This is a genomic window from Natronomonas amylolytica, assembly GCF_037031205.1.
GTDB lineage: Archaea > Halobacteriota > Halobacteria > Halobacteriales > Haloarculaceae > Natronomonas > Natronomonas amylolytica.
Window position 1 is genome coordinate 13,713 of sequence record NZ_JAYEZM010000013.1, and the last position, 24,452, is coordinate 38,164.

Annotated in this window: 28 protein-coding genes and 2 pseudogenes; 26 read left to right on the forward strand and 4 right to left on the reverse strand. The window is 60.3% G+C overall.

The window, feature by feature from the left end:
- Positions 1-7: 7 nt before the first annotated feature.
- The gene (locus tag U5914_RS15780) at positions 8-1,210 is read right to left on the reverse strand and encodes a Re/Si-specific NAD(P)(+) transhydrogenase subunit alpha (protein ID WP_336136702.1); all 1,203 of its coding nucleotides are present in this window, start codon (positions 1,208-1,210) and stop codon (positions 8-10) included.
- A gap of 879 nt (positions 1,211-2,089) precedes the next feature.
- Between U5914_RS15780 and U5914_RS15785 the strand changes: the two genes are divergently transcribed.
- A complete protein-coding gene (locus U5914_RS15785) occupies positions 2,090-3,340 on the forward strand; it encodes an acyl-CoA dehydrogenase family protein (RefSeq protein ID WP_336136703.1) in 1,251 nt (416 codons plus the stop codon).
- Positions 3,341-3,510: 170 nt separating this feature from the next.
- Here U5914_RS15785 and U5914_RS15790 read toward each other — a convergent pair whose 3' ends face one another.
- Entirely contained in the window at positions 3,511-5,184 is a 1,674-nt protein-coding gene (locus U5914_RS15790; RefSeq protein WP_336136704.1) for a thiamine pyrophosphate-binding protein, read from the reverse strand.
- A gap of 234 nt (positions 5,185-5,418) precedes the next feature.
- Between U5914_RS15790 and U5914_RS16925 the strand changes: the two are divergent.
- The 8 genes and pseudogenes from U5914_RS16925 (at position 5,419) to U5914_RS15835 (ending at position 9,736) form a co-directional block, all read left to right on the forward strand.
- Positions 5,419-6,282, forward strand: a pseudogene (locus tag U5914_RS16925) (biosurfactant protein 1).
- A gap of 138 nt (positions 6,283-6,420) precedes the next feature.
- On the forward strand, positions 6,421-6,609 hold the full coding sequence (locus tag U5914_RS15805) for a DUF8012 family protein (RefSeq protein ID WP_336136767.1): 189 nt from the start codon (positions 6,421-6,423) through the stop codon (positions 6,607-6,609).
- Positions 6,610-6,700: 91 nt separating this feature from the next.
- Complete coding sequence (locus U5914_RS15810; protein ID WP_336136707.1) at positions 6,701-7,081, forward strand: hypothetical protein; 381 nt, start codon at positions 6,701-6,703, stop codon at positions 7,079-7,081.
- 67 nt (positions 7,082-7,148) lie between these two features.
- A complete protein-coding gene (locus U5914_RS15815; RefSeq protein ID WP_336136708.1) occupies positions 7,149-7,811 on the forward strand; it encodes a DUF6735 family protein in 663 nt (220 codons plus the stop codon).
- Positions 7,812-7,885: 74 nt separating this feature from the next.
- Positions 7,886-8,302: a DUF8025 family protein gene (locus tag U5914_RS15820; RefSeq protein WP_336136709.1), complete on the forward strand. Its 417-nt coding sequence runs from the start codon at positions 7,886-7,888 to the stop codon at positions 8,300-8,302.
- A gap of 104 nt (positions 8,303-8,406) precedes the next feature.
- Entirely contained in the window at positions 8,407-8,898 is a 492-nt protein-coding gene (locus U5914_RS15825; protein WP_336136768.1) for a DUF7995 family protein, read from the forward strand.
- A gap of 3 nt (positions 8,899-8,901) precedes the next feature.
- Positions 8,902-9,267: a DUF7568 family protein gene (locus U5914_RS15830; RefSeq protein ID WP_336136710.1), complete on the forward strand. Its 366-nt coding sequence runs from the start codon at positions 8,902-8,904 to the stop codon at positions 9,265-9,267.
- Positions 9,268-9,340: 73 nt separating this feature from the next.
- A complete protein-coding gene (locus tag U5914_RS15835) occupies positions 9,341-9,736 on the forward strand; it encodes a DUF7567 family protein (RefSeq protein WP_251344673.1) in 396 nt (131 codons plus the stop codon).
- A gap of 22 nt (positions 9,737-9,758) precedes the next feature.
- Here U5914_RS15835 and U5914_RS15840 read toward each other — a convergent pair whose 3' ends face one another.
- On the reverse strand, positions 9,759-10,622 hold the full coding sequence (locus tag U5914_RS15840) for a hypothetical protein (RefSeq protein ID WP_336136711.1): 864 nt from the start codon (positions 10,620-10,622) through the stop codon (positions 9,759-9,761).
- A gap of 207 nt (positions 10,623-10,829) precedes the next feature.
- Between U5914_RS15840 and U5914_RS15845 the strand changes: the two genes are divergently transcribed.
- A complete protein-coding gene (locus tag U5914_RS15845; protein ID WP_336136712.1) occupies positions 10,830-11,402 on the forward strand; it encodes a hypothetical protein in 573 nt (190 codons plus the stop codon).
- Between the two features lie 13 nt (positions 11,403-11,415).
- Here the strand turns inward: U5914_RS15845 and U5914_RS15850 are convergent, their stop codons facing one another.
- On the reverse strand, positions 11,416-12,780 hold the full coding sequence (locus U5914_RS15850) for a restriction endonuclease (protein WP_336136713.1): 1,365 nt from the start codon (positions 12,778-12,780) through the stop codon (positions 11,416-11,418).
- A 118-nt stretch (positions 12,781-12,898) separates the two neighbouring features.
- On the opposite strand from U5914_RS15850, the gene U5914_RS15855 reads away from it, so the two are divergent.
- From U5914_RS15855 to U5914_RS15925, 16 genes and pseudogenes are all read left to right on the forward strand, one after another.
- Positions 12,899-13,585, forward strand: coding sequence for a DUF6166 domain-containing protein (locus U5914_RS15855; RefSeq protein ID WP_336136714.1), 687 nt, complete (start codon positions 12,899-12,901; stop codon positions 13,583-13,585).
- Positions 13,585-13,716, forward strand: coding sequence for a hypothetical protein (locus U5914_RS15860; RefSeq protein ID WP_336136715.1), 132 nt, complete (start codon positions 13,585-13,587; stop codon positions 13,714-13,716). Before U5914_RS15855 ends, U5914_RS15860 begins: the two co-directional genes overlap by 1 nt.
- Positions 13,713-14,378: a hypothetical protein gene (locus U5914_RS15865; RefSeq protein ID WP_418766786.1), complete on the forward strand. Its 666-nt coding sequence runs from the start codon at positions 13,713-13,715 to the stop codon at positions 14,376-14,378. The genes U5914_RS15860 and U5914_RS15865 overlap by 4 nt, the downstream gene beginning before the upstream one ends.
- Entirely contained in the window at positions 14,375-14,917 is a 543-nt protein-coding gene (locus U5914_RS15870; protein ID WP_336136717.1) for a hypothetical protein, read from the forward strand. Before U5914_RS15865 ends, U5914_RS15870 begins: the two co-directional genes overlap by 4 nt.
- A gap of 126 nt (positions 14,918-15,043) precedes the next feature.
- Positions 15,044-16,249, forward strand: a complete 1,206-nt coding sequence (locus U5914_RS15875) for a hypothetical protein (RefSeq protein ID WP_336136718.1) — start codon at positions 15,044-15,046, stop codon at positions 16,247-16,249.
- A 97-nt stretch (positions 16,250-16,346) separates the two neighbouring features.
- Positions 16,347-16,556 (forward strand): hypothetical protein, encoded by a 210-nt coding sequence (locus tag U5914_RS15880; protein ID WP_336136719.1) that lies wholly within the window; start codon positions 16,347-16,349, stop codon positions 16,554-16,556.
- A gap of 240 nt (positions 16,557-16,796) precedes the next feature.
- The gene (locus tag U5914_RS15885) at positions 16,797-17,018 is read left to right on the forward strand and encodes a DUF8129 domain-containing protein (protein WP_008580598.1); all 222 of its coding nucleotides are present in this window, start codon (positions 16,797-16,799) and stop codon (positions 17,016-17,018) included.
- Positions 17,019-17,209: 191 nt separating this feature from the next.
- A pseudogene (locus tag U5914_RS16930) lies at positions 17,210-17,749 on the forward strand (homing endonuclease associated repeat-containing protein); the annotation flags it as partial.
- A 30-nt stretch (positions 17,750-17,779) separates the two neighbouring features.
- Positions 17,780-18,427, forward strand: coding sequence for a homing endonuclease associated repeat-containing protein (locus U5914_RS15890; protein ID WP_336136720.1), 648 nt, complete (start codon positions 17,780-17,782; stop codon positions 18,425-18,427).
- 139 nt (positions 18,428-18,566) lie between these two features.
- Positions 18,567-18,914, forward strand: a complete 348-nt coding sequence (locus tag U5914_RS15895; RefSeq protein WP_336136721.1) for a DUF8013 domain-containing protein — start codon at positions 18,567-18,569, stop codon at positions 18,912-18,914.
- Positions 18,915-19,000: 86 nt separating this feature from the next.
- On the forward strand, positions 19,001-19,933 hold the full coding sequence (locus tag U5914_RS15900) for an ArdC-like ssDNA-binding domain-containing protein (RefSeq protein ID WP_336136722.1): 933 nt from the start codon (positions 19,001-19,003) through the stop codon (positions 19,931-19,933).
- A 124-nt stretch (positions 19,934-20,057) separates the two neighbouring features.
- Positions 20,058-20,888 carry a type IV toxin-antitoxin system AbiEi family antitoxin domain-containing protein gene (locus U5914_RS15905; protein WP_336136723.1) on the forward strand — a complete coding sequence of 277 codons (831 nt, stop codon included), beginning with the start codon at positions 20,058-20,060 and terminating at the stop codon, positions 20,886-20,888.
- A 5-nt stretch (positions 20,889-20,893) separates the two neighbouring features.
- Positions 20,894-21,697, forward strand: coding sequence for a nucleotidyl transferase AbiEii/AbiGii toxin family protein (locus tag U5914_RS15910; RefSeq protein WP_336136724.1), 804 nt, complete (start codon positions 20,894-20,896; stop codon positions 21,695-21,697).
- Between the two features lie 149 nt (positions 21,698-21,846).
- Positions 21,847-22,665 carry a hypothetical protein gene (locus U5914_RS15915; protein ID WP_336136725.1) on the forward strand — a complete coding sequence of 273 codons (819 nt, stop codon included), beginning with the start codon at positions 21,847-21,849 and terminating at the stop codon, positions 22,663-22,665.
- 85 nt (positions 22,666-22,750) lie between these two features.
- Complete coding sequence (locus tag U5914_RS15920) at positions 22,751-23,164, forward strand: PadR family transcriptional regulator (protein WP_336136726.1); 414 nt, start codon at positions 22,751-22,753, stop codon at positions 23,162-23,164.
- Positions 23,165-23,287: 123 nt separating this feature from the next.
- Complete coding sequence (locus U5914_RS15925) at positions 23,288-23,611, forward strand: DUF6788 family protein (RefSeq protein WP_336136727.1); 324 nt, start codon at positions 23,288-23,290, stop codon at positions 23,609-23,611.
- Positions 23,612-24,452: the final 841 nt, after the last annotated feature.

Sequence of the window (24,452 nt, forward strand, 5' to 3'; positions counted from 1 at the left end):
CTCCGGATTACGCATCGTCATCCGCCTCCGCTTCGGTTCCGTCCTCCGTGTCGGCATCCTCGCTTGCGTCCGCTGCGTCCTCGTCGTCGCGGTGTGGTGCTCGTACCGTTCCATCGTGTGTGAGTAGCGTCGAATCGATGACCTCGTCCTCGAAGTCGAAGTCAAGGTCGCCGTCAGTCACCAGGTTTTCGAGGAAGTTGGTGACGTTGTTGGCGAACTGATCGCTGGCGGTGTGGCTGACGGTCGCCGGCAGGTTCGTGTGGCCGAATATTTTGACCCCTTCGTAGGTGACCGTCTCGCCGGCGACGGTGGGTTCACAGTTGCCGCCGGTCTCGGCGGCGAGGTCGACGATAACGGACCCGGAATCCATCTCGGCGATCATCTCTTCGGTGACCAGTTCGGGCGCGGGTGCGCCCGGGATGGCCGCCGTCGTGATGACGACGTCCGACTCCGGGACCACGCGGTTCAGTTCCTCCCGCTGGGCGGCGTAGAACTCCTCGTCCATCTCGCGGGCGTAGCCCTCGTCGTCGCCGGAGTCGTCGGTCTCCAGGTCGAGTTCGACGAAATCCGCCCCGAGGCTTTCGACCTCCCGTTTGACCTCGAGTCGGATGTCGTAGGCGCGAACGGAGGCGCCGAGGCGTTCGGCAGTCGTGATGGCTTTCAGTCCGGCAACGCCGGCCCCGATGACGAAGACTTCCGCTGGTTGGACGGTGCCTGCTGCGGTCATCTCCATAGGGAACATTTTGGGCAACTCTTCGGCGGCCATCAGACTGGCCTTATATCCGCCGAGGCTGGCTTGCGAGGACAGCGCGTCCATGCTCTGGGCGCGGCTGATTCGCGGCATCAACTCGAGGGCGAACGTGCTGACGTTCCGGTCGGCTAACTCGGCAAGTGTCTCGTCTTGGATATCGTACGGTCCGAGTAGTCCGATAACAATCTGGCCTTCCTGATAGGGATCGATTCCGGCGTCAGTAGCGCCGAGCGCTTGAACCTGAAAGATGACATCGGCCGCCTCGAACACATCGTCGCGGTCAGCGACAACTGTACAGCCGGCAGTTTCGTATTGGTTATCGCTCCAGTCGGCTGCCTCTCCGGCACCAGCAGCGACGTACACGTCGTGGCCTTGCTTGATGAGTGACTCCGCGATAGAGGGGACTAGTGCAACGCGGTTCTCACCGCTCTCGGTTTCACTCGGAACGCCGATATTCACTAAGCTTTCCCCCCTCTATTTTCTTCCAAAATAATACGTATCGGGTCAGTATCCGGTTTTGACCAACGCTTTTTTTAGCGGTTCGGGTGTTCATATCTCTGGGATACCCTGTCATAGGAATATTACGATTATTATATAAATATCTGGGTGTTAACAATATTTCTAGGAGTTGCGCTACGGAGACTTAGATTAATAAAATTTTATTTTAAATAATAATTAAAATTTATGTAGTAAAATTTGTATGTACTTTCTGTCAAAAATGAACTATGTCATATAGCGTCTAGAGATTATCAGATTACCTTAGTAGGAGTCGGATTAAGACACTTTTAGGGCGTTAAATGTGAGAAGTCGCCGTGCTGTTCTTAACTAAAACCATTGGGAGGAACCGTGTATTGAAGCGAAACGTGACGACTATGCACCCCACTTCTATACCGCTCCGCGCTCCCGCCATTATATTGACCTCTCCATGCTCTGCACGCATTACGAGCCGTCTCCCAGAATCGTTGCGACTAGAATGTTCTCGTGGCGGCTCGGCCTCTGTCGTAACGGGGAGAGGGTTTTCGCCATCAATCAAATAACCGGATTACATCGCTTGCCGACCACGCCAGCAGAAACTCACCATGAAATCACCACCGTCGCTGATGTTAACGAGGCGATCACCACCGGAATACCTACTACCCACAACCAGAATGCTACTATGACCGAGCGGGGTTTTCGTCCTATGAGGGTTCACGTCAATCAAATCACTTACTGGAGGTCAGCGAGATCGTCCGGTCGATCAAGGTCGCGGAACGCGTAGTCGATTCCCTCGCTACTGATTGCCAATTTATGGGATTTCTTACCTATATCTTTACAGTGCTGTATATTATCATAAATGATATGGAGTATCACGACTCCGAGAAAGCAAAGGAGGTTGCGGGCCGCGTAGAAGATTTTATTGACGAGGTTGTCATCCCCCGCGAGCGCGAGGCACTCGCCACGAGCGAAGAGATATCCATGGACGAGATCCACGACATGTGGGAGATGGCTAAGGAGCGCGACCTGTTCGCACCTCAGGTCCCCGAGGAGTACGGCGGCCAGGGACTGGACTTCAGCGACATGCTCCCGTCGTTCGAACAGGTCGGGCGCTCGCTGATCGGCGCGCTCGCGATTCGGGCCAACGCGCCCCAGGAGGGCAACATGCACACCCTCGAGTTGGTCGGCACCGAGGAACAAAAAGAGGAGTACCTGCGCCCACTCGTACAGGGCGAGATTTCCTCGGCATTCGCGATGACCGAGCCAAAGATCGGCGCCGGCTCCGACCCGAAGATGCTCCAGAGTACCGCCGTCAAGGACGGCGACGAGTGGGTCATCAACGGCCACAAGTGGTGGACATCCGACGGACTGGACGCCGACTTCTACCTGGTGATGGTCCGGACCGACCTCGACGCCCACCCCTACGAGGGCACTTCAATCATCCTTGTGCCGCGTAACGCCGACGGCGTCGAAGTCCAGCGGAACATCCCTCACCTCGGCGGCCACGGCATCACCGAGCGCGAAGGCGGCCACGCCGAGGTGAAGTTCGACAACGTTCGCGTCCCCGTCGAGAACACGATCGGCGAGGAAGGCGAAGGATTCCGCATCGCCCAACTCCGTCTCGGCGGCGGCCGCCTTACCCACTGCATGCGCTACTCCGGGATGGCCGAGCGTTCGCTTGACATCGCGAAGGCCTACCTGCAGGAGCGCGAGGCCTTCGGCTCGAAACTCGAGGAGAAGCAGGCACTACGCCACCGCATAGCCGACGCCGAGACCCAACTCCACGCCGCGCGAACGATGGTACGCCACGCAGCGCGCGAACTCGACCACAGCGACGCCCGCATCGAGGTCGCGATGTCGAAGATGTGCACCGCAAACGTCACCAACGAGACGATCGACCTCGCCCTGCAGTGCTGTGGTGGCAACGGGATCGGGAAGGACCTGCCGATTGCGCACTTCTACGAAAGCGTCCGCGCGTTCCGCATCGTTGACGGGGCCGATGAGGTCCACCGCCGTTCAATCGCCCGCTGGTCCTTCGAGGACGTCGACGAGGCCGAAATCGAGAACACCCTGCAGTTCGACGAGGATCTGCGGATCGAAGAACTCGACGAGTAAGGCGGGGCGTCAGCTTCGGGGGTTCGAGTTTGTTTTTCGTCGAGACTAGCGTCGCCACTGGTCTCTTTTGTCTATCTGGTGAGCATCGACAGAAGTGGACGACTATCTTTCTATGACATACTGCCCTCACCAAACTCGTACTATCTTCTTGCCTGCTACGCTGAGATTGACTAGTCGTGTATCAGAATGTCCAACACTGTGGGCCCCTCTTCGTTCATGCCGGCTGTGATTGCGCTCTCAATATTCTCGGGGTCGTCCACGAGTTCAGCGCTTGCACCGTGGCCACGCGCTGTCATCGGAATGTTCACGGGCGGTTCGAAGTCCATGCCGACGAACTCGTAGTCGGATTCCTCGCCACCCATGATGCGCAGCGCGTTGTCCTTCAGAATACGGTAGTTGCGGTTGTCGGCAACGACGCAGGTGAGGTCCACGCCATACCGCGCCGCCGAGTAGACGGCGTTCGAGTAGTAGAGATAGGAACCATCACCGATGAACGCCAGCACGTCCCGCGGGTCGTCGGTCTCGGATTCGGCGATAGCCGATCCGATCGCGGCTGGCATCGCCCAGCCGAGACCGCCACCGCGGTTCTTGAAGAAGTCGCCCCAACCCAAGTCACGGGCCTCGAGAATGGGGGCGGTAGTCGTCGGCGCCTCAGCGACAATGCGCGCGTCCGGTGCCGAGGACTGTATTGCTGCTGCCAGTTCATCCGCAGATGCACGCGGGTCGTTCTGGTCGCGCTCAACACCCTCGGAATCTGCTTGGTCTCTGCGTATTGCCTGAACCCGCGCGTTTCGGTCCTCGATGGTGGCCTTGGAAAGACGACCGTCGATTTCTTCGGCAATCTGGTCGAGACAGCGGCCCGGATCACCAAGCAACGCGGTGTCAGCAACCTCGTTCTTCCCGAGTTCCCAGGAGTGATCTGAGACGTGGATACTAGTGACAGACTCAGGGACGAGATCAATTTCGAGAGGATTCGTCGTCGTGTTGGAGACGACACCAGCGAAAACCACCACGTCAGCATCAAGGAGACTCGCAGTGAGGTCTTGGTCGCGGGGGAGACCACCTGCCCATTGATCGTGACCGGTGGGAAAGCTGACTTCGCTGCCCTTGAGCTCGCCATGAACACGCGCACCGGTCGCTTCGGCGAATGCGACAGCTGAATCGACAGCGTCCTGCCCCGACCGGGGAATTCCATCACCGACCACAAGGACGACGTCTGTAGCGTCTACGATGTGGTTAGCGGCCGCGGCTGCCTCCCGGGGGTCGCCCAGACCACCATCCGGAATCGACCCCAGACGCTCTGGGGTCGCATCGGTCTCCGCGAGCATCGTGTCAATGGGCAGCGAAAGGAAGACCGGGCCGGTCGGCGGTGTCATGGCGACGCGGAACGCGCGCCGGAGCAGTGCCGGTAAGGCGTCCGCAGAGGGCACTTCCGCGCTCCATTTCGTGAACTGGTCTGCCATCTCCACGAGATCGGCGCCAAGATTCGGCTCCCGCAGCTGGTGTTCCTGTGGGTGATTGCCGGCAGTTACGACAAGGGGCGCACCCGTCCCGATGAGACTGGAGTTGAACATGTTGCCCAGCCCGTGCGCTAGGCCAGGCGCCACATGGAGGTTTACGAGCCCCACCGGGAGGCTGTCATCGTCCTGATAGCCGCGAGTCTTTGCGTAGCCGGCAGCCATGCCGACCGCCACGTCTTCATGTAGCCCCAGAACATAATCGAGGTCGCTGTCGCTCAATGCCTCCATCACCGGGAGCTCCGTCGTCCCCGGATTGCCGAACAGATGCGTCACGCCATACGTCTCCGCGACGTCAACGAACAACTCCGCGCCAGTCAGTGTCATACCCTCACCACCAAGTCCCGTTCCTTAGCTCTTTTGCGGCGCTTCAGAGGAAGGGTTCATCCCAGCTATTCTTACTTATCAGTGAGTTCATCGAAGTGTCACCGGTCGCCGACATGTAGTTCGTGCTTGTAGCCCTCGCTCAGCGCGTCGCGGATCTCGGCCGGTGTCCGTCTCGCGACCGGATTGATCCGACGAGGCCAACTGTAGCGTTACGCCGGCCACGGTCGCCGCGATATCCCGGAGGTCGTGTGGCCGACCAGCGAGGCGTCCCACATTCCGGACGAGAAGCTCAAGGACAGGTGTGATAGTGACCCCCGACGGCAACGCGTCGCGACGACCACGGGTGGCTATCCCGATTCACCGACGGCCGCTGACGGCAAGTGCCGGTCTTGTGGGTCGGCAGTCCCAGACGGGCAGACGAAATGCCGGTTCTGTCTCATCAACCATCTCGAGAGTGAAGCCACCAACACGGACGAGTCGGCGTCGACGACGTTCCTCGGCATCGTCCACCTGGTCGTCGAGTCGACTACGTTCTACGGCACCGTCGCGAAGGGCGGCGCCGCGGCGAACCTCCTCTCTGCCAACGAGGCGGAGCCGGCCGTCGACGAGTACACGCTCCTCTACGATCTCGACGAGGCGCCGGCACGCCAGCTGGCCGAACATTGGCCCTCACTCCCCGACGCGGTACAGGTGTCGTCAGAGGAGGGAGAGCGGCTTCTCAGTGCCGCCTAGGCCCGGACAGGCTGGAACGCAGGGGGCGTGTCGGAGCGCCGGGAGCAAGCCCCGACGCGGCTCTACAACCAGCGTGGGAACGGCATCTGTGATGAGTCGCGTCTCGGCGCGGTCCTCGACGACGCCGACGACGCGGTGTGGCTGGTTCCAGCGATGGCGCTGACCGAATCTACTGGCGAAGCTGGGACTGATCGCCAGGCGTCGTCGGTACCGACGACGCAGGAACTCGACTGTCAAAACTGTGGACGGGCGACCGACCATCGGTTCAAGACCCACGAGTCGGTCCCGGATGAGGCGTGGACGGGACAACCGATCTGGGAGTGCCAGGTGTGTGCCTCGGCTCGCTACGGACCCAGCCTCGAGTAGCCCCAGTGCTGGGCGTCGATTAACCAACACCCTGCGAGTACCGTCCAGGTTCGTTGGTTAAGACCGCGAGCTCCTGCAAGCCCGACGCCAGTCTCGATGGTGGGTCTTTCCGCGCCGGCGAGCGTTGAGGCGCTTCCGATGGAGCAAGAGTTCAAACAGGGCTACCGGATGCATCGTATACTCAGCAATCTCAACCGACTCGACGTCGACCGGTTGGACGACGCGGATCGAGAGCGAGTCGAGACCGCGAGAGACCTCCTAGAGGAGGTGAGCCTTCTCACGCGGTCGGGCGACGGATCCGGGGCGGACGCCCACGCAGATTCCTAACTGGAGTCGCCGGCCACGCCCGGGGAGGCAGCTCTCGCGTCGGTTTATCGCCCCCAAAAGGGGTGCGGGGGCGACCCCGTGAAGTCCAGACATGGCGACACTGCAAGCTGCGACGACGTCGACCGGCGCGATCGTATCGGATCCACAGGCAGTCCGCGAGCTCTGTGAGAGATACTGCTTCGGGACGCTCGACTGGGAGGTTACCGAAGACGGAGAGCTCACCATCTGGGGGTACGACGACTTCGAGGTGTACGAGGCGCGGGAGAACGGCCTCCCGGACTACGAGGGCGGCATCGTGACCCACGAATTCCTGCGAGAACTCGCCGACCACCTCGAAGCCGACGAAGAGTTCGATATCCAGACGGCAGGGTTCACCAAGTGCCGCTTCCCAGTCCTAGCCAAGCGGTACGTCGTTCGCGACGGAGAAATCCTCCACGCGGACCTCAGTTCCCCCGACCCGATCGACGAGTAGCGTTGTTCGTCCCCCAGGAGGGGTGCGGGGCGATCCAGTCGCGGTCGCCCCGTGAGGTGATTGCTCGATGGGACACCGCGCACTCGTTGCGTACGAACGCACAGACGGACAGTACACGCTCCACTACAGCCATTGGGGCGCAGCGAACCTGAAGCTCAAGCACCGAATCTCGGCTGAGTCGCCGTTCGGTGGCGAGGACACCGACTCCAAGTGGGCGAAACAGCTGCTGGCGGAACTGGCCGATGGTCTCGAGGTAGATGCGGTCGACGGCTGCCTCGCCGGCAAGGACCGACCGTCGACGGTCGTCGAGCCGAAGCCCCGCGCTACCGGGCTCACCCTCGACGAGATCGTCGCGGACCATCTCGACTACCTCCACCACGAGGCGTTCTTCGTGGTGTCGACGACGTTCGAGGTGACCGCCTATCGGACGCTGTGGTTCGGGCTCCAGTACGACTCGGAGACGGTCGAACAGGGAGAGACAGTCGGGAACGGCGCGCTCGCGACGGTGCGCTGGTACGACGGCGAGCCGGTCGGCGACGGCCACCTGCAGGGCCAGTTCGCGGCCCTCAAAGACGTCGTCGGCGATATGCTCGACAAGGGCGTCTTCACGCCATCGACGGCGAGACAGTACCTGAAACGGAAGCTGGCCGAGCGAGTCGGAGACCGACAGGAGCTGCTCATTCCGACCGGAGAATCACCCTTCGAGAAGGCGAGCCTGAACCACTCCTAGGTCGATCTGCTTCGTGGCAGCTGCTGTTTTTCAGGGGTCGGAATGGGTGAGCCCCGCCATAGGCTCGTGATTCGATGACCTCAGACGACGACCCGTTTCACGACTGCGAATTGGATCCCGAGGCGATCCTCGGAACACACACCTTCAAAGACGTCCTGTTCACCGACGAGACAGAAACCCCGGTGAACGTGCTGACCGGCGAGACACCGGCACATTCGCAAGCAACCGTCGAGGAAGCGAAAGAGTTCGCTGCGAGTATCGACACGGAAACGCCCCAAATCGCGCTCCCCGCATCCGTCGAGTCGCAGGTCGAAACACAGAGCAAGCCCTACACGGCGGCCGCGTTCTTCCACTTCAAGGCGACAGGCTCGCTCGAACGCCACCGTGCTTACCACGCCGCCTACGAGTCGGACGCGTTCGCGGTCGACTTCGAGGCAGACTACGCGTCGGGCGACCTGACCATCACTGTCGAACGAGCGGACGAGTCCTGAGAATCCGCCGTCACGAGGAGAGTTTTTCGAGCGCCGGCGATGGGTGCCGGCGCAGCTGGAGCGAGCAACGATTCCCGGTGCGTCGGTGTTTCGAGGTGTTCGAGATGCATATGGTGATTTACGCACTGGTAGAGGCATCGACGCACGACGACGCGCTGGCCACCGGAAAGACGGTGTTCGACCGCCTGGTCGGCGCGGACCCACACGCCGGCGCCGTCTTCGATTACTATGTGCCCTTCGACGAGGAGGACACGTCCGTTGCGGGGAAGGCGCGGTGGGGCGAGCTCCCGACTGCAGCTCCCGTCGACTCCGACGACGGCCAGGATCTCCTCGAGCGTGGGTGGGAGGCGACGAAGGAAGAGTTCGAGCGTAATCTCGACCGGGTGAAGGAGGCCATCGAGGAGCTCTCCGACGAGGAGATCATGCGCGACGAGGACCTCGCCCGGCACGCCTTCCACAAGGTCGGTGCGTACGACGGCCCGACGATCTTTCTGTACACCGAACACGGAACCGGCATTCGCCACCGTGGACAGTTGGACCGACTCCTCGAGGAGAGTGAAGAGCTCTGGATCGTGCCCGCTGACGTCCACTTCTGAATAATGCCTCCCATCACCAATTGGCGACGCGAGAGCCGCTCGCCGACACTCGCGTATCGGAACACCGAGACCGGTGCGCGAGCCGTGCTGCATCGTGCGCCGGACTCCTACCGGTACAAGTGGCGCGGGGTGATTCTCGTCGACGGCTACCCGGTCTGGTCGCGGGGATACGAGACGAAGGATGCGACATCGTTCCGTGACGAGCTCCGGGAGCGGCCCGCACCGGACCTCAACTGCCCGAAGTGTCCGAACGACGACGTTCGCGTCGGCGAGAAGGCGGCAGACGGGGCGAAAGTCCAGCGGTGGTATGACTGCCCCGATTGTGGGTACGAATCCCCCTCACGCATCGTCTACGGCGCCGAGCGGTGAGTGGGTGAGCGCTGGGCGCTGTTTTTCGGCCGGGCACGAGGTGGTGGCCCGGTACGACCGGGTGAGTCAACCAATGACCCTCGAAGTACTAGATCGACACAGTGAGGCACTGTTCGAGTTCCTCTGGTGTCCCGTCTGCGGGCAGGAGGTCTTCACTCACATCCCCTTCGAGGGGGTGTTCTGCAAGAACTGCAACACCCAGGTCGAACTCCAAGAATCCCGAGAAACACGCGGTTACGAGGAGGCCGTGCTCGCCTGCTTCGATACAACCACGACCTGGAACCTCCACGTCGACGAGAAACTGCGTCGCGACCTGCCTGATGGGTCGGCCCGCGTGAAGATCCTCGGCGCACCGGGCGCCTACAAGGTCGACTGGTGGAGTCCAGAGCCGGGTGAGGACTGGGAACCTGTCGAGCGCGGCGAGTTCGACGACGTCGAGGAACCATCAGAGGTGTCGCACCTGGCGTAGAGCACGCGTTAAGGCGGTGAATTTACGCCTGACACACGTCGCAGGACCCGCATCCACGAGGGGTTCGCTCGTCGAAGTAGAGACGGCGCCATCGAGCAAACTGATCCGCATACGTGTCCTTGCTGTACGGGAATTGGTACAGATTGACCCCGTCCGGCAGGTCTGTGATTTCGGGCGCGTCTACGCCGGGGAATCCGTTACGAAACACGAGATCTTCTGTTTTGGACACCAGCTCAGGAGCAACTGTGGATGGGTCCGAGGCCTTCAAGAAGTAGAGTGATGGGATGAACTCTTTCGGGTCGAAGAATCCGTTGGCGTGCAGAATCCACCCACAGAGCCACAGATACGCCTTCTCACTGGAGAAGAAGACTCCGTAGTGGTTGTCCGATTGCCGGCGTTTATACACGAATACGGGGAGGCCATAGCTGAAGCCGACCCGCGTTGGTTCTGCGTGGATATAGCAGTCCTCACGGTCGATGTAGTGGACCAACGGAGCTTGACACAGCTTGCCCGGGTGCTCACCAGTACCGATCTGCTCCCACAGCTCCGAAACGGAGGCCACGTCCGCGCTCTCGTCCTCGAGAGTCGTATCATCGATTGCACGATGGACGGGCGCAGCAGACTGAATCTCCTCGGGGAGATCGTCGCTGGACAGCTTCGCCGTCTCTCGGTCAGGGAGTGTCCGATAGAAGTGTTTATAGAAGCCCTCACGACGCCGCTTATCGGCGAGCGCTTCGCACCGGGCGCAGTCCTCGATGAACATCGCTGGCACCACCCGGTCTGGATTCTCGGCGGCCTCCTCGTACAGACTACGCTGCCGTTCGGCCCGCCTGGCAATCTCATCTGGATCGGGGAGTGGTGAGCCCCTCTCAGACTCCGATGACATACGCATACCTTTGGGCTGGAACAGCATCAGTTTCCGAGCAAGGGTCCCACCCGACTGCAGTCTTGCGAATTTCGGAATCCATTTTTAACCGGGTTTAAGTTATCCAGTGACAACCCTTCGTCGAGATTCCAGCGACTCCATTCGATCCAGGAGAGGTTGTTTCTGCGCCGGCGATGGGTGCCGGCGCACAGGCGTCGGCGGTGATCGATGTCGACACGAAGTCAACTCCGATTCATCCAACGGAGCGAGACCGCAGGCGAACAGTCCGATACCGACCGCATCGCACAAATCTACCGACACTCGGACGGGTATCCCGATAGCGTCCTCCGTGACCTTAATCAGCTGAAGCAGCTGCTCGACGAGACACGAACAGAGCGCGGGCCTGCGTACGCCGCTGCCCAGTTCCTGTTCCTCGACACACTCTCGACGATGACCCTCTACGTGGACGAAGGGCGTGATCGGAGCATCCACGCTGACCAACCCTCGGATCTCCTCGATCCGGACAATATGGAGCACCTCAACCAGCCGATGTTCCTGCTGGGACACGGTGTCGAGAACCCGGCTGACGGCATCCACGGCGACGAAGAGTACCTCTACGTCGTTGAACTCCCGACCCGGAACCCATTCGAGGAGCCGTCCGAGTGGACGGTCAAGGTGAGTGGTCATTCCGCGTTCCCCCAGTGGGATGGTCCGACCGAGGACGCCTTCGAGCGGGCCAGCTGGCAGTTCCACGGCCCGCTTGAGCACGCGCTCGAAGAGCTGGTCGCTGAGCCGGCATGAACGCTTAGCCCGCTCAGATGATGCCGCCGATGACGAGTAGTCCGACGACGACCAGCAGCGTCGCGACAACGCTTCCCCCGGCCAGCCACTTGTTTTCCATCACCTTCTCATGGATCGGCATCGCGGCGTACTCCTCGCGGAACGCTTCGAGGTTCTCCTCGTCGTAGAAGTACTTCGTCTTCAGCGCGAACCGTTCCGTCACGGCACAGCCCGAACAGATCGGCTCGCCTTCCAGCCGCTCCGTTTTGATGTGGCTGGAGCAGGCGATGGCCCCGCAGTTCGGACAGTAGGTGTACGTCTCGTCGCCGCCGCTCGTGTCACAATGAACGCAGCGGTGGATGCCGTCCTCGGCTGTCACTCTTGACGGGCCTGCCGCGTAGTACTCGTAGGGGTAGGTGTACTCCTGGATGTCGGTGGTGTGCCGAACTTCGGGGAGGTACACCGGCTCAATCGACTGGACGGAGATGTCCGAGCGGTTCGGCTCGCAAGTCTTGTTGTACGTGACGTTGTTGTCGCCGGTGTAGGTGACCGTCGTCGTGTGGTGTTGCTGGAGTCGCTCGACGGCCCACTCCTTGTACTCCGTTTGGGTCTGTCCGAACCGGCGCTCCTCGACGGCGTCGAACACCTCTCCGAACTGCTCGGCATCGAGGTCGACCGTCGCGTGAAGGTTCTCGGTGACCAGCGTCCCGACGTCCTCATCGACGACCTGCGGCTGCCCGCGTTCGGCGTGGGCGACGAATCGGGTCCGGTCGTTGATCCGGTGGATGACGCCCACCGACGTCTCGAAGACAGCGTTCGTGTCCGCGGTGACAGCGACCACCGGGCGGAACGTCACCGATGAGTGTGGGTCTGGAAGGTCGGCGGCTTCAATGTTCTCGATGTCGCGGAACGCCTCCGTGACGGCCGCGTCGACGTCGGCGGCCGGGTCGTACGGGCGGAGCGTCTCGTCGCAGAGTATCTCGATGCGCCCGTTGTAGAGGTCGAGGCCGATCTCGTCGGCGATCTCCCGGAGGTCCTCGCCGTCGAGCAGTTCGATTAGGTGTGGGTCGTCGTTCTGCTGGAGGCGGTCGGCGTACTCCTGAGCGGGATTCGTAAACCGGCCGGTTGTGACGACCATCCCGCGTTTGGGGCCGTCGAAGTCGAAGGTCGCGATCGCCGAGTGGAGCTTCTGGACGACCGGCCGCCCGACCGTCCCCGTGTGCTTGCACTCGACGATGATCGCACGCCGCGTGCCGTCGACGACCTCCTCCATGATGACGTCGCGACCCTCGTCAGCCGTGCGGTCGGCCTGGCGGACGTTCTCGTACCCGAGGTTGCGGAACACGTCCTCCATCACGTCCTCGAACTCGAACCCCGAGAGCACGTCCAGTACAGCCATCCTCAATTATGTGGACAGTACGTTGCAACTGCCAAATACGTTGCCGAACGCTACGCCGTCCTGTTTGTGGAACCCCTGAGAGGGGTGCGGGGGTCACCGAACCGCCCGCGAGCAACGAATGAATGGGAATGTACCTGTAGCAAGTTCGGAATCGGTTCCAGAAGCATCGCCCGCACAGTCCCACCGAGACACAGTCGAATACGTCGGCTTCCGCGTCGACGGCCAAGCCGTCGTCCTGAACCTCTCGGAGCATCGGCGACTCTCCCTCGAGCGCAGTCTGGGCCTGGTCAACCACAGTCCGAGCGGGTTCGAGTGGGGGTACACCGGTAGCGGGCCCGCCCAGCTCGCGTGCGCACTCCTGCTCGACTACTACGACGACGAGCAGTTCGCCCGTGAGCACTACATCGCGTTCCGGAATCAGGTGGTCTCACAGTTGGAGTGCGACGGTGCAGCGGCGTGCTGGCACCTCACCGGCGAGGAGATCGACACCGCGATGGCGACCCTTACCGACGACGTCGTCGCCCTCGCCGACGGTGGACGGCCGTCACCGACGCTCCCCGAGAACTGGCGAGCCGTCTCCCGCCCTGATCGAAGAGTGTTCCAGCGCGCTGATCGCGACCACTACATCGTGCTCGGGGATGGAAGCGACGAGTGGCTGGTCGTGCTCTGCAGCCAGGGTGACCGGGCATATCCTGCCCCGCTCGCACATCGGGTGGTTACCGAGGAGGCTGACGTAGAACGGGTGATCCAGGAACTCGCAGAAGAGAGCAACAACCTCATCGAGCCCCCAGAGGGGGAGCACTGATGGAGATGCTTCGACTGGCGCGAGCCACCCACCAGCTCCTCGAACGTGGTGTCGAGGCGCTCGAGAAAATCGGGCGCGAACTGGAGCGATACAACGACCGACAGGAGCGCACCGACGACACCGACTCGTGACCGAAACTCACTCTCCTGACCAAATACGGAGTACCGGCTTCCAGTATACGCCTACCCCCGAGGGGTGCTCGTGTCCCATCCATCGGGAGGGGCAGCCGGTCACGGCGCCGCTCGGTTTGCGGTTCGCAGAGCGCGTCCATATCGAATCGATTCCGCGCCATGTCGCCGGCGCGATCTACGGAGCACATCACTCCTATATGGACGATGTCCCCCGGACGAATCTCGTCCATCACAGACTCTGTTACCAGGACCAGCTACTAGGTGCGATTACGTGGCGCTATCCGCTGATTCGCTCGCTGGAGTACGACGGAACGCGATTCGAGGGTGACGAAATCGTCGAGGCAGCAAGGATTTGCATCGGCGTCGATTTCCCCAATCTCGCCTCTGCCGCCCTCGCCCGGTCGATGGAACGATTCGTGCGTCGGCACGGTCGGCGACGAGGGGTTCGGCTCCTGCTGACGTTCGTGCGAGCCGACTTCGACGGCTCGATGATCAAAGCGCTCAGAGACAAGGGCTGGCACTGTGCTGGTAAAACGGACCCCGGCCAAGCGGGAAATCGCCCCGATAAGCAGATCCGAGAGCAGCCAAAGTGGCGGTTTCTCTGCGAAGTTCCAGCTGAGTCCGACCGGGAACAGGCCTCACTCGGGAGGTGGTCCCCGTGACCACGAATGCCAGTCTCGATGAATTCGGAGCGGAGGCTGATTCGGACAGCCAGACAGATGACGGCCCATCGGTCGTCGACCAGCTTTTGAAACCGGTATCGCCGTCGCTCGGACTACGGCTCGTCCCCGGCAGGGGTGACCCAATATACCTCCAAAACAGGGGGACCGAACGCTACCTGTTCCGAGATGACCACGAGCGATGGTTCATCCTCCAGCCCTCAGCCAAGAAATCGGTCGACGACTTCGTTCGCTGGGTGTATCTCCCCGAGGACAAGCCAACCGAGATCGCCCGAACAGCGATGGGGCAACGGACGGTTCTCGGCTACAGGTACGTTACGCGGAGCGAGGCCCCCGAGCCGGTGGCGACGACGGTGACAGCGATGTTCGTCAGCGAGCCTTGGCCCGATGCCACCTACGAGTGTGGATCCTGTAGTAGAGAGTTCGACTCACCGCATAGTCACGCTCGGCATTGCTGGGAAGCACACCCCTGGGTTCCAAATCCTGAGCAGGTCCGGGTACGGAGAGACGAATCTGAGTAGTTCCGACATCTGATCCGAGCCGTGGACTGGATCTGAATTAACCAACACTTCCCGCAATTCAGAGACGGGCGTTGGTTAACGTGGTGTTGTTTTTGCGCCCGGGAGAGGGGCGCAGGGCGCGAGACGATGCAGTCGCACGTCGACGAGGATTCCTCAATTGAGGTGACTGAGATGAAAGATCCAGAGTCCAGAACCATCTTCGCTGGCGTCGATGGGCGTACCGACACCGAACTACCAGAGTGGTACCGAGAGCGACACGGGGATGCAGACCCTGTGACCTTCGCCGAGGCGATTCGCGATCTTCCGCGGGCCGTCGAGACGACCGTGGCGTACCAGAATCCGTACACCGACGAGTGGGTTGAGACGGAGCGGTTCAACGCGCTCGTCGAGCCAAGTCGCGCTCGGGAGCAGGCCCGAGATGGGGCCGCGGAGGAGGACCCACTGTTCCACGTGCCCACCGACTCGTACGCGATCATCAACCCGGTCGACGTCTACGGGCCGTTGGAGGAGGTCCTCCGCGAGGAGACCATCGACGGGACGCCGCTGGGTGAGGTGATGTTCGGCGAGATTCGGCGCTACCGGGGTGGCGGCGAGGTCCATATGGACATCATGTTCGATGGACTCGAGGTGCGCCTCCCTGGCCGGTCGGACCCGATCACGATGGGGGTCACATCGGGCTACGACTTCTTCGGCGAGCACGCCGTCTACGTGGAGGGGTTCGCCCAGGATGGCTACTGCTCGAACACGATGCGCTCGCTCACGGACAAGGAGGTTATCAAGCACGTCGGCGACGTCCGGAACTTCCGGACCTGGTGGGAGGAACTCCTCGCACAGGTCGAACTCGTCGCCGATGACCTCTTCGAGTTCATCCGGGACGCGCAGGACATCGACCTCGACTTCTCCGAACTACCGTTCACCGTCACGGAGTTCTACACCCTGCTGGGCTTCCCGGACTACCTGGCCGAGCGTGCCGCCGGCGATGCGGAAGCCAATGCGGCGTCGCCCTTCGAGATCGATATGTGGACGCTGCATTCCGGCGCGACGTACGCCCTCACCCACTTCTTCCAGGGGAAAGAGGGGGCATCCCTCGATCAGTACGTTCGGATCGCCAACGACATTCTGTTCAACCCGGAAGGTACGATCGAACGCGTCGAGCAGGCGTACGAGCAGCAGTTAGAGGCGGACGGTGACGACGGGTCGCAGGCCTCGCTGGCCGGCGAACGAGCGCTGGCGAGCATCGAGCGCGTCAGCGACGACCTGCAGGAGAAAGTCGAGCAGTTCGAAGAACGCGAGGACGCGCTGCGCGAGCGGTTCCAAGAGGCGATGGGCTAAGAGCAGTCGGAGAGAAGATTCGCCAGGCGTGCTTCCGTTCTAGCGGCTGGAATCCACTGCTGACAGTATTAAGTGAGTAGGGGCGTACCCAGAGACCATGTCTATTGAGCATAATCCGACTCTCGACGCGCGAGAGCCACAGCAGGGGGATATAGAGACTTTTGAAGAGTTGGAGCCTGGTGACTCGGTCAAATTCTTTGAATGGCCCGTCGAGCCGTTGACCGTCATCGGCTGGGAAGAAGACGATAACTCGGGAAGCGAGTGCGAGTTGAAGCAGAAGGCGACGAGTCGTTTCTCTACCAGGTAGACGGCCACCTCTGGCATTACGTCCCTGAGGACGAGTTCGCCGGCGAGAATAACCCGTACCCTGTTCAGAACCTCGTTTTGCTCGAATCCTCGGAAGCCTGATTGGGCTTCGAGACAGCGCGAATCCTGTCGTGAAGGCCTCTATTTTGATGGTCTCATTCGCAGTGGGTGTACCTTCCCAAGATCTACTGCTTCAATTCTCTGCTGTTGCTCGTGCCCTCGATAGGTGGAGGCATCCGTTATGGGTACTTCTACAGACGACTCAGAGGCGTCAGACGAATTTCCGCCTGAAAAGCGGCTTGAGGCACCGAACACGCGCCTGATCAAGGCAGGGATCGCGACGATTCCAGATATGGAAACCCTCCAAGAGTGTGTTGCCTACGAGAACGCCCACCAGAACCGAACGCAGATTCTGCGCCGGCTCAAGTGGAAGGCTGAAGAGCTGCGTGAGGGCGAAGAGTAAGCTCTGTTCTTAACCAACATACTCCGCGTGGGTTTCCTTATTGTTGGTTAACTGCCTGAGTCTCGGTTTTTCGGGCCCCTGAATGGGTGCGGGGCAGCCAGAATCGATAGGATGACGCATCACAGATACCAGAGCGGACATTCAAATACCGAGACGGGACCAATCTGAGTGACTCAATCCCCTCAGAAATCATGGGCAAGAAGCTGTACTCAGACGATAAACTACTAAATCGGCTCCAGAAGTTCGCTGAGGAACTCGGTCGTCCTCCCTCACAAAGTGAGATGGACGATTCAGGGCCTCATGCTTCGAAGACGTACGGGAATCGGTTCGGGTCGTGGAATAACGCACTCGAGGCTGCCGGACTTCAAACCGGAACAAACGACCCAAACGGACGATCACCGACGCCCGAAGAGGACCTCCTTACTGATCTCAAATCAGTTGTCGACATCGTAGGGGGAACTCCGTCAGAGCGCGAATACAGTAATCACGGCGAGTATTCGGTGAAGACATACTGTAAGCGATTCGGAGGGTGGAATGCAGCACTACGAGCGGCCGGTTTTGAACCGAATGTCGATATGAACCTCTCCGAGGAGACACTCATTACTGCCTTACAGGGGTTCGCTGAGAAACTAGGTCGAACACCCACGTCAGATGTAATGGACCAGAGTGGTCCCTATACCGCGAATTCGTACAAGCGGGCTTTTGGAACCTGGAATTGTGCTCTTCGACAGGCTGGGTTGGAAGTCCACTCCGTGTGGGATGTGAGCGAAGAGGATCTGATATCCGGACTCAACAGTCTCGCCGAAGAGCTAGGCCATGTCCCTCGAAAGGATGAGATGCGAGAACAGGGGAAATGGAGCGCGGCAGTCTATCAGGAGCGATTCGGTTCGTGGAATGAAGCTCTACGAATTGCCGGTTTCGAGCCGAATGAGCGGTGGCGAGTTCCACGGGATGAGTTATTAGCCGAATTGCGGGCTGTTACGGATGATCTGGGCCATCCACCGACAACGACGGAAATGAACGAACACGGGAATTTCACCATCGACCCGTATCAGCGTGAATTCGGAACGTGGCGAACGGCCCTTCAAGCGGCCGACTCGGACTATCTAGAAAACTATCGTCAGTCAGATACTGAGACAGTTCCGTTTGGCTCGAACTGGCTACAGATCCGTGAGGGGATCATCACCCGTGACAACGAGTCCTGCCTGCGCTGCGGAATGGGCCGCGAAGCTCACCGCGAGAAATTCGGACGTGATCTCCCGGTTCACCACCGGATTCCTCGGCGCCGGTTCTACGACGACCCAGACCAGTCGGTCGACGATGCAGATGTACCGAGTAACCTGCTGACTCTCTGTATCCCGTGCCATCGCCGCCTCGAACGGCTGCCAGTCCAACCAGTAGTTGACTAACAAGCGAAGTTCCACGTTCAGCACATAGAGGTCGCCGGCGAACAGAGCGTCTACCTCCCGCCGGCGTGATTTCGCGACCTGTTTTTCGTGCCCCCGAGAGGGCGAGGGCTCCTTCGAAAGCCCTCAGAGGTGACTTCCAGTGAGTCAACAACAGAGTCCCGACAACGTCTCGATCGACGAGATCCCGGTCGATGTCGACAACACGCAATCAGCGGAGGTCGATCCCGCCGACATCCCCGACGAAATCGAATCCATCACCCGTGGGCTCGCCGGTGAGCAGCCGCCGACGAATCCGCTGGTCGTGCTGAAAGCGGCCCGGTGGTGGTACATTCACGGCAAGGGCGGCACGGATCCCGCCTTCCAGTGGGCCATCGAGTGGGCGCGTCATCTTGCGACGGACACGCCCAGCGATGTGGAACGGTTCGACGAGTTCCTCGAGTACCTCGTCTCGGTCGGCTTCGCAGACGAACGCCACGAGCTCCGCTGACCGACAGCGCGGTTTTTGAACGCCCCTGAGGGGTGCGGCGCGGTCTGAGCAGACGCAGTTGCCGTGAACTCGATTCGGTGAACACAATGGCTACGACCAGAGACTCGTCGGTCTCCTTCGACCAGACCGACACGCGATCCGACGAGATGAACAGCACTATCGAACAGTGGATCGACGACCTCGTCGCCGGCGTCGACGACGCGCAGGCTAGCGCGGAGTTCCAGGAGTGGCTCGACGTCCAGAGTCGCTTCCACGACTACTCGTATCGGAACACGCTCCTCATCAAGCGGCAGTGTCCCGAGGCGAGCCGGGTTGCGGGCTACCGTACGTGGCAGGAGGAGTTCGACCGCCACGTCAAGGAGGGCGAGTCGGCCATCTGGATCTGGGCACCGATCATCTCCAAGCAGTGCCCGGAGTGCGAGAATTCGCCGAGCTACCACGAGGACAGTGACTGTGAGTACGACGAGACGCCGCCTGAAGAGTGGTCTAAGGGTCTAGTCGGGTTCAAGCCCGCGCCGGTGTTCGACGTCTCCCAGACCGAAGGCGATCCGCTTCCCGACCTGGACACGGAAGCGACCGGAGACGCCGGCGACCTCGTCGAACAGTTGACTGTCGCCGCTGACGACCTCGGCGTGACGGTGCGGCTCGTTCCAGCCGAGGAGTGGACCCACGGCGAGGCGAAGGGCATCTGCGAGCAGCTGAGTCTCGTCGATATGCAACCGCGGGTTGAGGTGCGTGATCGGGCGAACGAGGCCGACCTTGCGCGGACACTAATTCACGAGTACGCACACGCCCTGCTCCACTTCGACGTCGACGACGACACCGAGCGGGCGAAACGCGAAGTCGAGGCCGAAGCCGTCGCGTACGTTGTCGGGCGCTACTGCGGGCTCGACACTAGCGGATCGGCGTTCTACCTCGCTGCGTGGGAGTCGGACGATCCCGAGATCGTTCGCGACCGTCTCGACCGGATCAGTTCCACAGTAGAAGAGCTCATCGACGTGCTCGAAGACGGCGCTTGAATCCTTAACCAACGCACGGTTCCACACCCCGATCCTGTTGGTTAAGTCTGCTCATCTCCGCCGTCCGCGACAGTCGCAAGGCTAAAGCAGGCCCGTGTTGATACTCTATGTAAGAAACGCAGGTATGAGTACAATAGAACAAACGCAAAATATACGCCAGGGTCTCTCGACTCGAGAAAGTCGACTCCTTGCACGACTCGCTGGCGCGGGTCACCAAATCATCTCCGTCGACGACATCGAGACGACGCTGGAGGTCCCCCCAAATACCGCCCGCGAGATCGCCTCCCGACTCACCGAGAAGGGCTGGCTCGACCGGCTCTTCCCGGGCACGTATCTCATCATTCCACTCACAGCCGGCGAGGAAGCCGTGTACACCACCCACGAGTACCTCATCGCCGCCCACGTCGCCGAGCCAATGTACATCGGCTACTACAGCGCCCTCAGCCACCACGGGCTGACCGAACAGGTTCCCCGGACGGTGTACGTCGTCACGCCGACCCGAGCGCAAAGCCGAGAGATCCACGGTGTCCCGTACCGCGTCACGACAGTCACCGAGCGGAAGTTCTTCGGCTTTGAGCCGACATCCATCGAGGGTACGACCGTTCAGGTCAGCGACCTGGAGAAGACACTGGTCGACTGTGCGGACCACCCCGAGTTCTGTGGTGGTCTTCGGAAACTTGCGACCGCGATGCGCACCGCCGACGAACGGGGTTGCGACTGGGACACGGTCGGCGAGTACCTCGAGCGCCTCGACAACGGCGCGGCGACCAAGCGGATCGTCTACCTCGCCGACCAGCTCGGCATCGACCTCCCCGCCCGCGAGGAACTCGTCGCGTCGTTCACAAGTGGCTACTCGTTGCTGGACCCGACGCGACCCGACAACGGGTCAACCGACAGTACGTATCGCCTCCGAATCAACGTCGAGCCAGCCATGCTGGAGTCGACGGAGTCCTGATCGCGATGATCAGTCAGGACCGGCTCCGGATTCTCGCTCGTGAACTGGGCGTTCGGCAAGGGTACGCCGAGAAGAACTACGTTAATTCGTGGCTCCTCTGGGGCATCTTCACGAGCGGCTACGGCGACAACCTCCTGTTCAAAGGCGGGACCGCGCTGTCCAAGCTGTATTTCCCGCAATCGTGGCGATTCTCGGAGGACCTCGATTTTGGCGTCAAAGGGGAGTACCAGGGGTCTAAACAGGAGCTCCGAACGGTCCTCGATACGATTGCCGACCGCTCTGGCATCGAATTCGAGATTCGCGAGCACCACGAATCCCAGCAGGACCACTACCCGACCCACTACGTCGACATCAGCATTCAGTACCGCGCCGTCCTCAACCACCCCAACACGACCAGCATCGACGTGATGGTCGACGAGCACGTCGCCTTCGACCCCGTTCAGCACACGCACGCGTACGAAGATGTGCCCGAATTCGATCTCCAGGCGTACAGCGTCGAGGAGATCTTCGCCGAAAAGCTCCGAGCGATTTACCAGCGCGGAGCCGCCCGTGACTACTACGACCTCTATCAGCTGCTCGAAACCGGTTCGGTCGCGATCAACTTTGCCGACGTGGGGCCCGCCTTCGACGCGAAGTGTAAACACGATGGGCTCACCGTTGATCTGAACGACGGACTCCCGGACGAACAACAAGAAACGATCCGCCACCAGTGGGAGACCACGCTGCCGGATCTGACCGGTGATCCGCCGGCGTTCGAAATGGTCTGGGAACAGCTGGACACGGTGATCTCCCAACAGGAATCGTCGTAGGCAACGACCGATGTCGGTGTCGATGACCGATGGGTGTTGCATCCGGAGCTCTGGTGATTAACCAACAATTCGGGATATCTGGCTGGTGCGTTGGTTAAGTTTTTGAGCCCCCGCCGAGGGGTGGAGGCGCATTCCAGCCTCACCGAAATATGACAGAGCGACATCTCAGAGCCGTTCTGGCAGAAGCGGAGCGAGTCGCAGAGCAGTACAACCATATCGCCCAAACCACGAACTCCCCTACACACGAGTATCTCCGGTACGCTGTACTCCGACTCCTCGAAGGCGACGCCAACGCGATCCCCGAAGAGGTCCCGCAGATCGATGGCGTGACGGTCGGATACGGCCGAGATCAAGCGATGTACGACAGTTGGGGGTCCGACGTCGAGTGGTGGGACACAGTACCGCCACAGGACGACTGTACGCGCTTTCGAGTGTTCTACCCAGAGGACCAAACACCGGTTCCTCGGGTCATCCTCACCGTGATGGCCGCGTTGGGGGCATGGCGAGTCTGGGAAGGGAATGCCGCCACCTGTGGCTCCTACGATCATCGAGAGCGACGAGAAGTCCACTTTCTCTGGCCGGAGGGGAACCTTGCGGAAGCACTCTTGGAAAACCGGATTCAGGAGATTGGAAGCGCTGTCGCTCCAGACGGCGGACAGGCGGGAGACGTCCGCGACCGAATGCTCGTATCAGACGGCTCCACCTCAGGTGATGATCTCGAGCCCCGCACGAAGCGCGCTGTCGAGGAAGCGATGACCGTCTCCCTACTCGCCAAGGGTGGTCGCTACGAAGTCGAAGCGGCGTCCGGAAATCGATACGAAGTCGATATCATCGGGCAATCCTGTACCTGTCCTGATTGGCAGCAGCGCGCTCCAGACGGTGGCTGCAAACATATGCGTCGCGTCGATCACGAAATCAAACAGGGGCAGGTTCCACGTCCAGATGGTCAGCTTCCACCTCAAGCGTAAGATCCTGTCTTGCTTCTCAGTCGTTTCTGCTCGGTAGTTTACTTCAGAGTAAACTACGTTGGCGTACTCGATTGAACACACGAATATGGACGATGGCCTTGGGAACGGTGAGAACACGACACCACGGGAACTCATCCATTTCGTCACTCAGCAGACGCGGTTTACCCTGATCAACAACATCCTGCAGCACCCCGAACAGCTTCCTTCGATGTACGAACTCGAGGAGCTCAACCCCAGCGTGAGTGACGCCACTGTCTACAAGCACATCCAGAAGCTGATCGATGAGGGCATCGTGAAGGAGGTCGCCCTGGACGACGACCAGCGCCGACAGGGCTACCCCAGGAAGTTCTACGGACTCACCAAAGAGGGTAGGGAGTTCCTGGAGGAACACAACCTGCTCGCCGCTGAAGAGACGCTTCAGCAGATCTACGAGACCATCTCCGACAAGCCCGAGAAGATGGTCAAGTACGAGAACGCGCCCCGTCCCGACGACATCTAATGGAACGTTCTATTCCCGAATAGTTTGCTATTCATACTCTTCAGGCCGTGACGGGGCGATATCTTATTAACCAACAAATCTATGCCGATGCGGCCTTTGTTGGTTAACACGAGGCGACCGCTGATGTCCTACGAGCCACCGACGCCGCCGGCGGAACTCCCGACAGACCTCGTCAATACGCTCAACGAGTCCTCTTCTGAGCAGCTCCAGTACGTTGCCCGCTACGCTGAAGAGCTAGCTGAGCACAAAGCTCGCGAGGCACGTCTCGAAGAGGACTCAGATGAAAGCGAAATCGAAGAACGCCCCGACGATTTGCCGGACGACGTCCCGGCGAAGGCCACGATCACGATCAAGGAGATTAACGACAACCGCTACTACTACTGGCAGTGGCGAGAAGGCGAAAAAATTCGTTCCCAGTATAAAGGCCCCGTCAGTCCCGACGAATAGACGATAGTGAACCGTAGCTGGGTGTTTGTTCAGCGCAATTAGTAGCAGAAGACACACCCCAGAGTGTGAATGGATTCAACCCACCCCACACCCCTCAGTGTGAATGGGTCCGGTCAGTCTAGACAGGTAACACTCGGAGAGAAGATACCCACCCCACGTTTCCGTCGTAACTGGAGGTCGGTGGAGGGAACGCAGCCACGATCGGGGGGATCACACCCCCCACGTTTCCGTCGTTTCGTCACCCGGTGTAGGTCGATGGTCAGAGGAGTAAATGGCGACCTCGGATCACCCACCCCGTGTTTCCGTCGTTTCTCGATAACGATCTCATCAGTAGTGATAATACAGTTTGACTGTACGCGTCAACACCCCGTGTGCGAAGTGAATTGGGAGAGTGCTTGGCCCGATCGCAAAATTCGTGGTCAATTGAATGGTATTGAGAGGAGATACACACCCCTCGTCAAGAGTGAAAACTGCCAGAAAATGCGGGATTGAACAAGCAACAGGGGAGAAGGAATTCTTCGGATATATTGCATTCGCTCCGACCACACCACACCCCTCGTCACGAGTGTATTCGCTGATAAGTTCTAAATCTACATACCCCGTGTTCGAAGTGTAAATATGGTTTATTGTGGCGATTTTCCGCTCTTACGGCGGCTTTGGGGAACTGAAGCACTGCTCCGACAGCTGTGACTAATTATTGAGAGGAGTAAGCGGAAACAGATTGATATTCAATCAGAACAGCCACACAAGTTCATCTGAACTAAGCGGAAGTTCACCTCCGAAGTGAACTAGCAGACTGCGGTGGAATGCCACCCCCCGTGTGCGAAATGAATCCACTCGT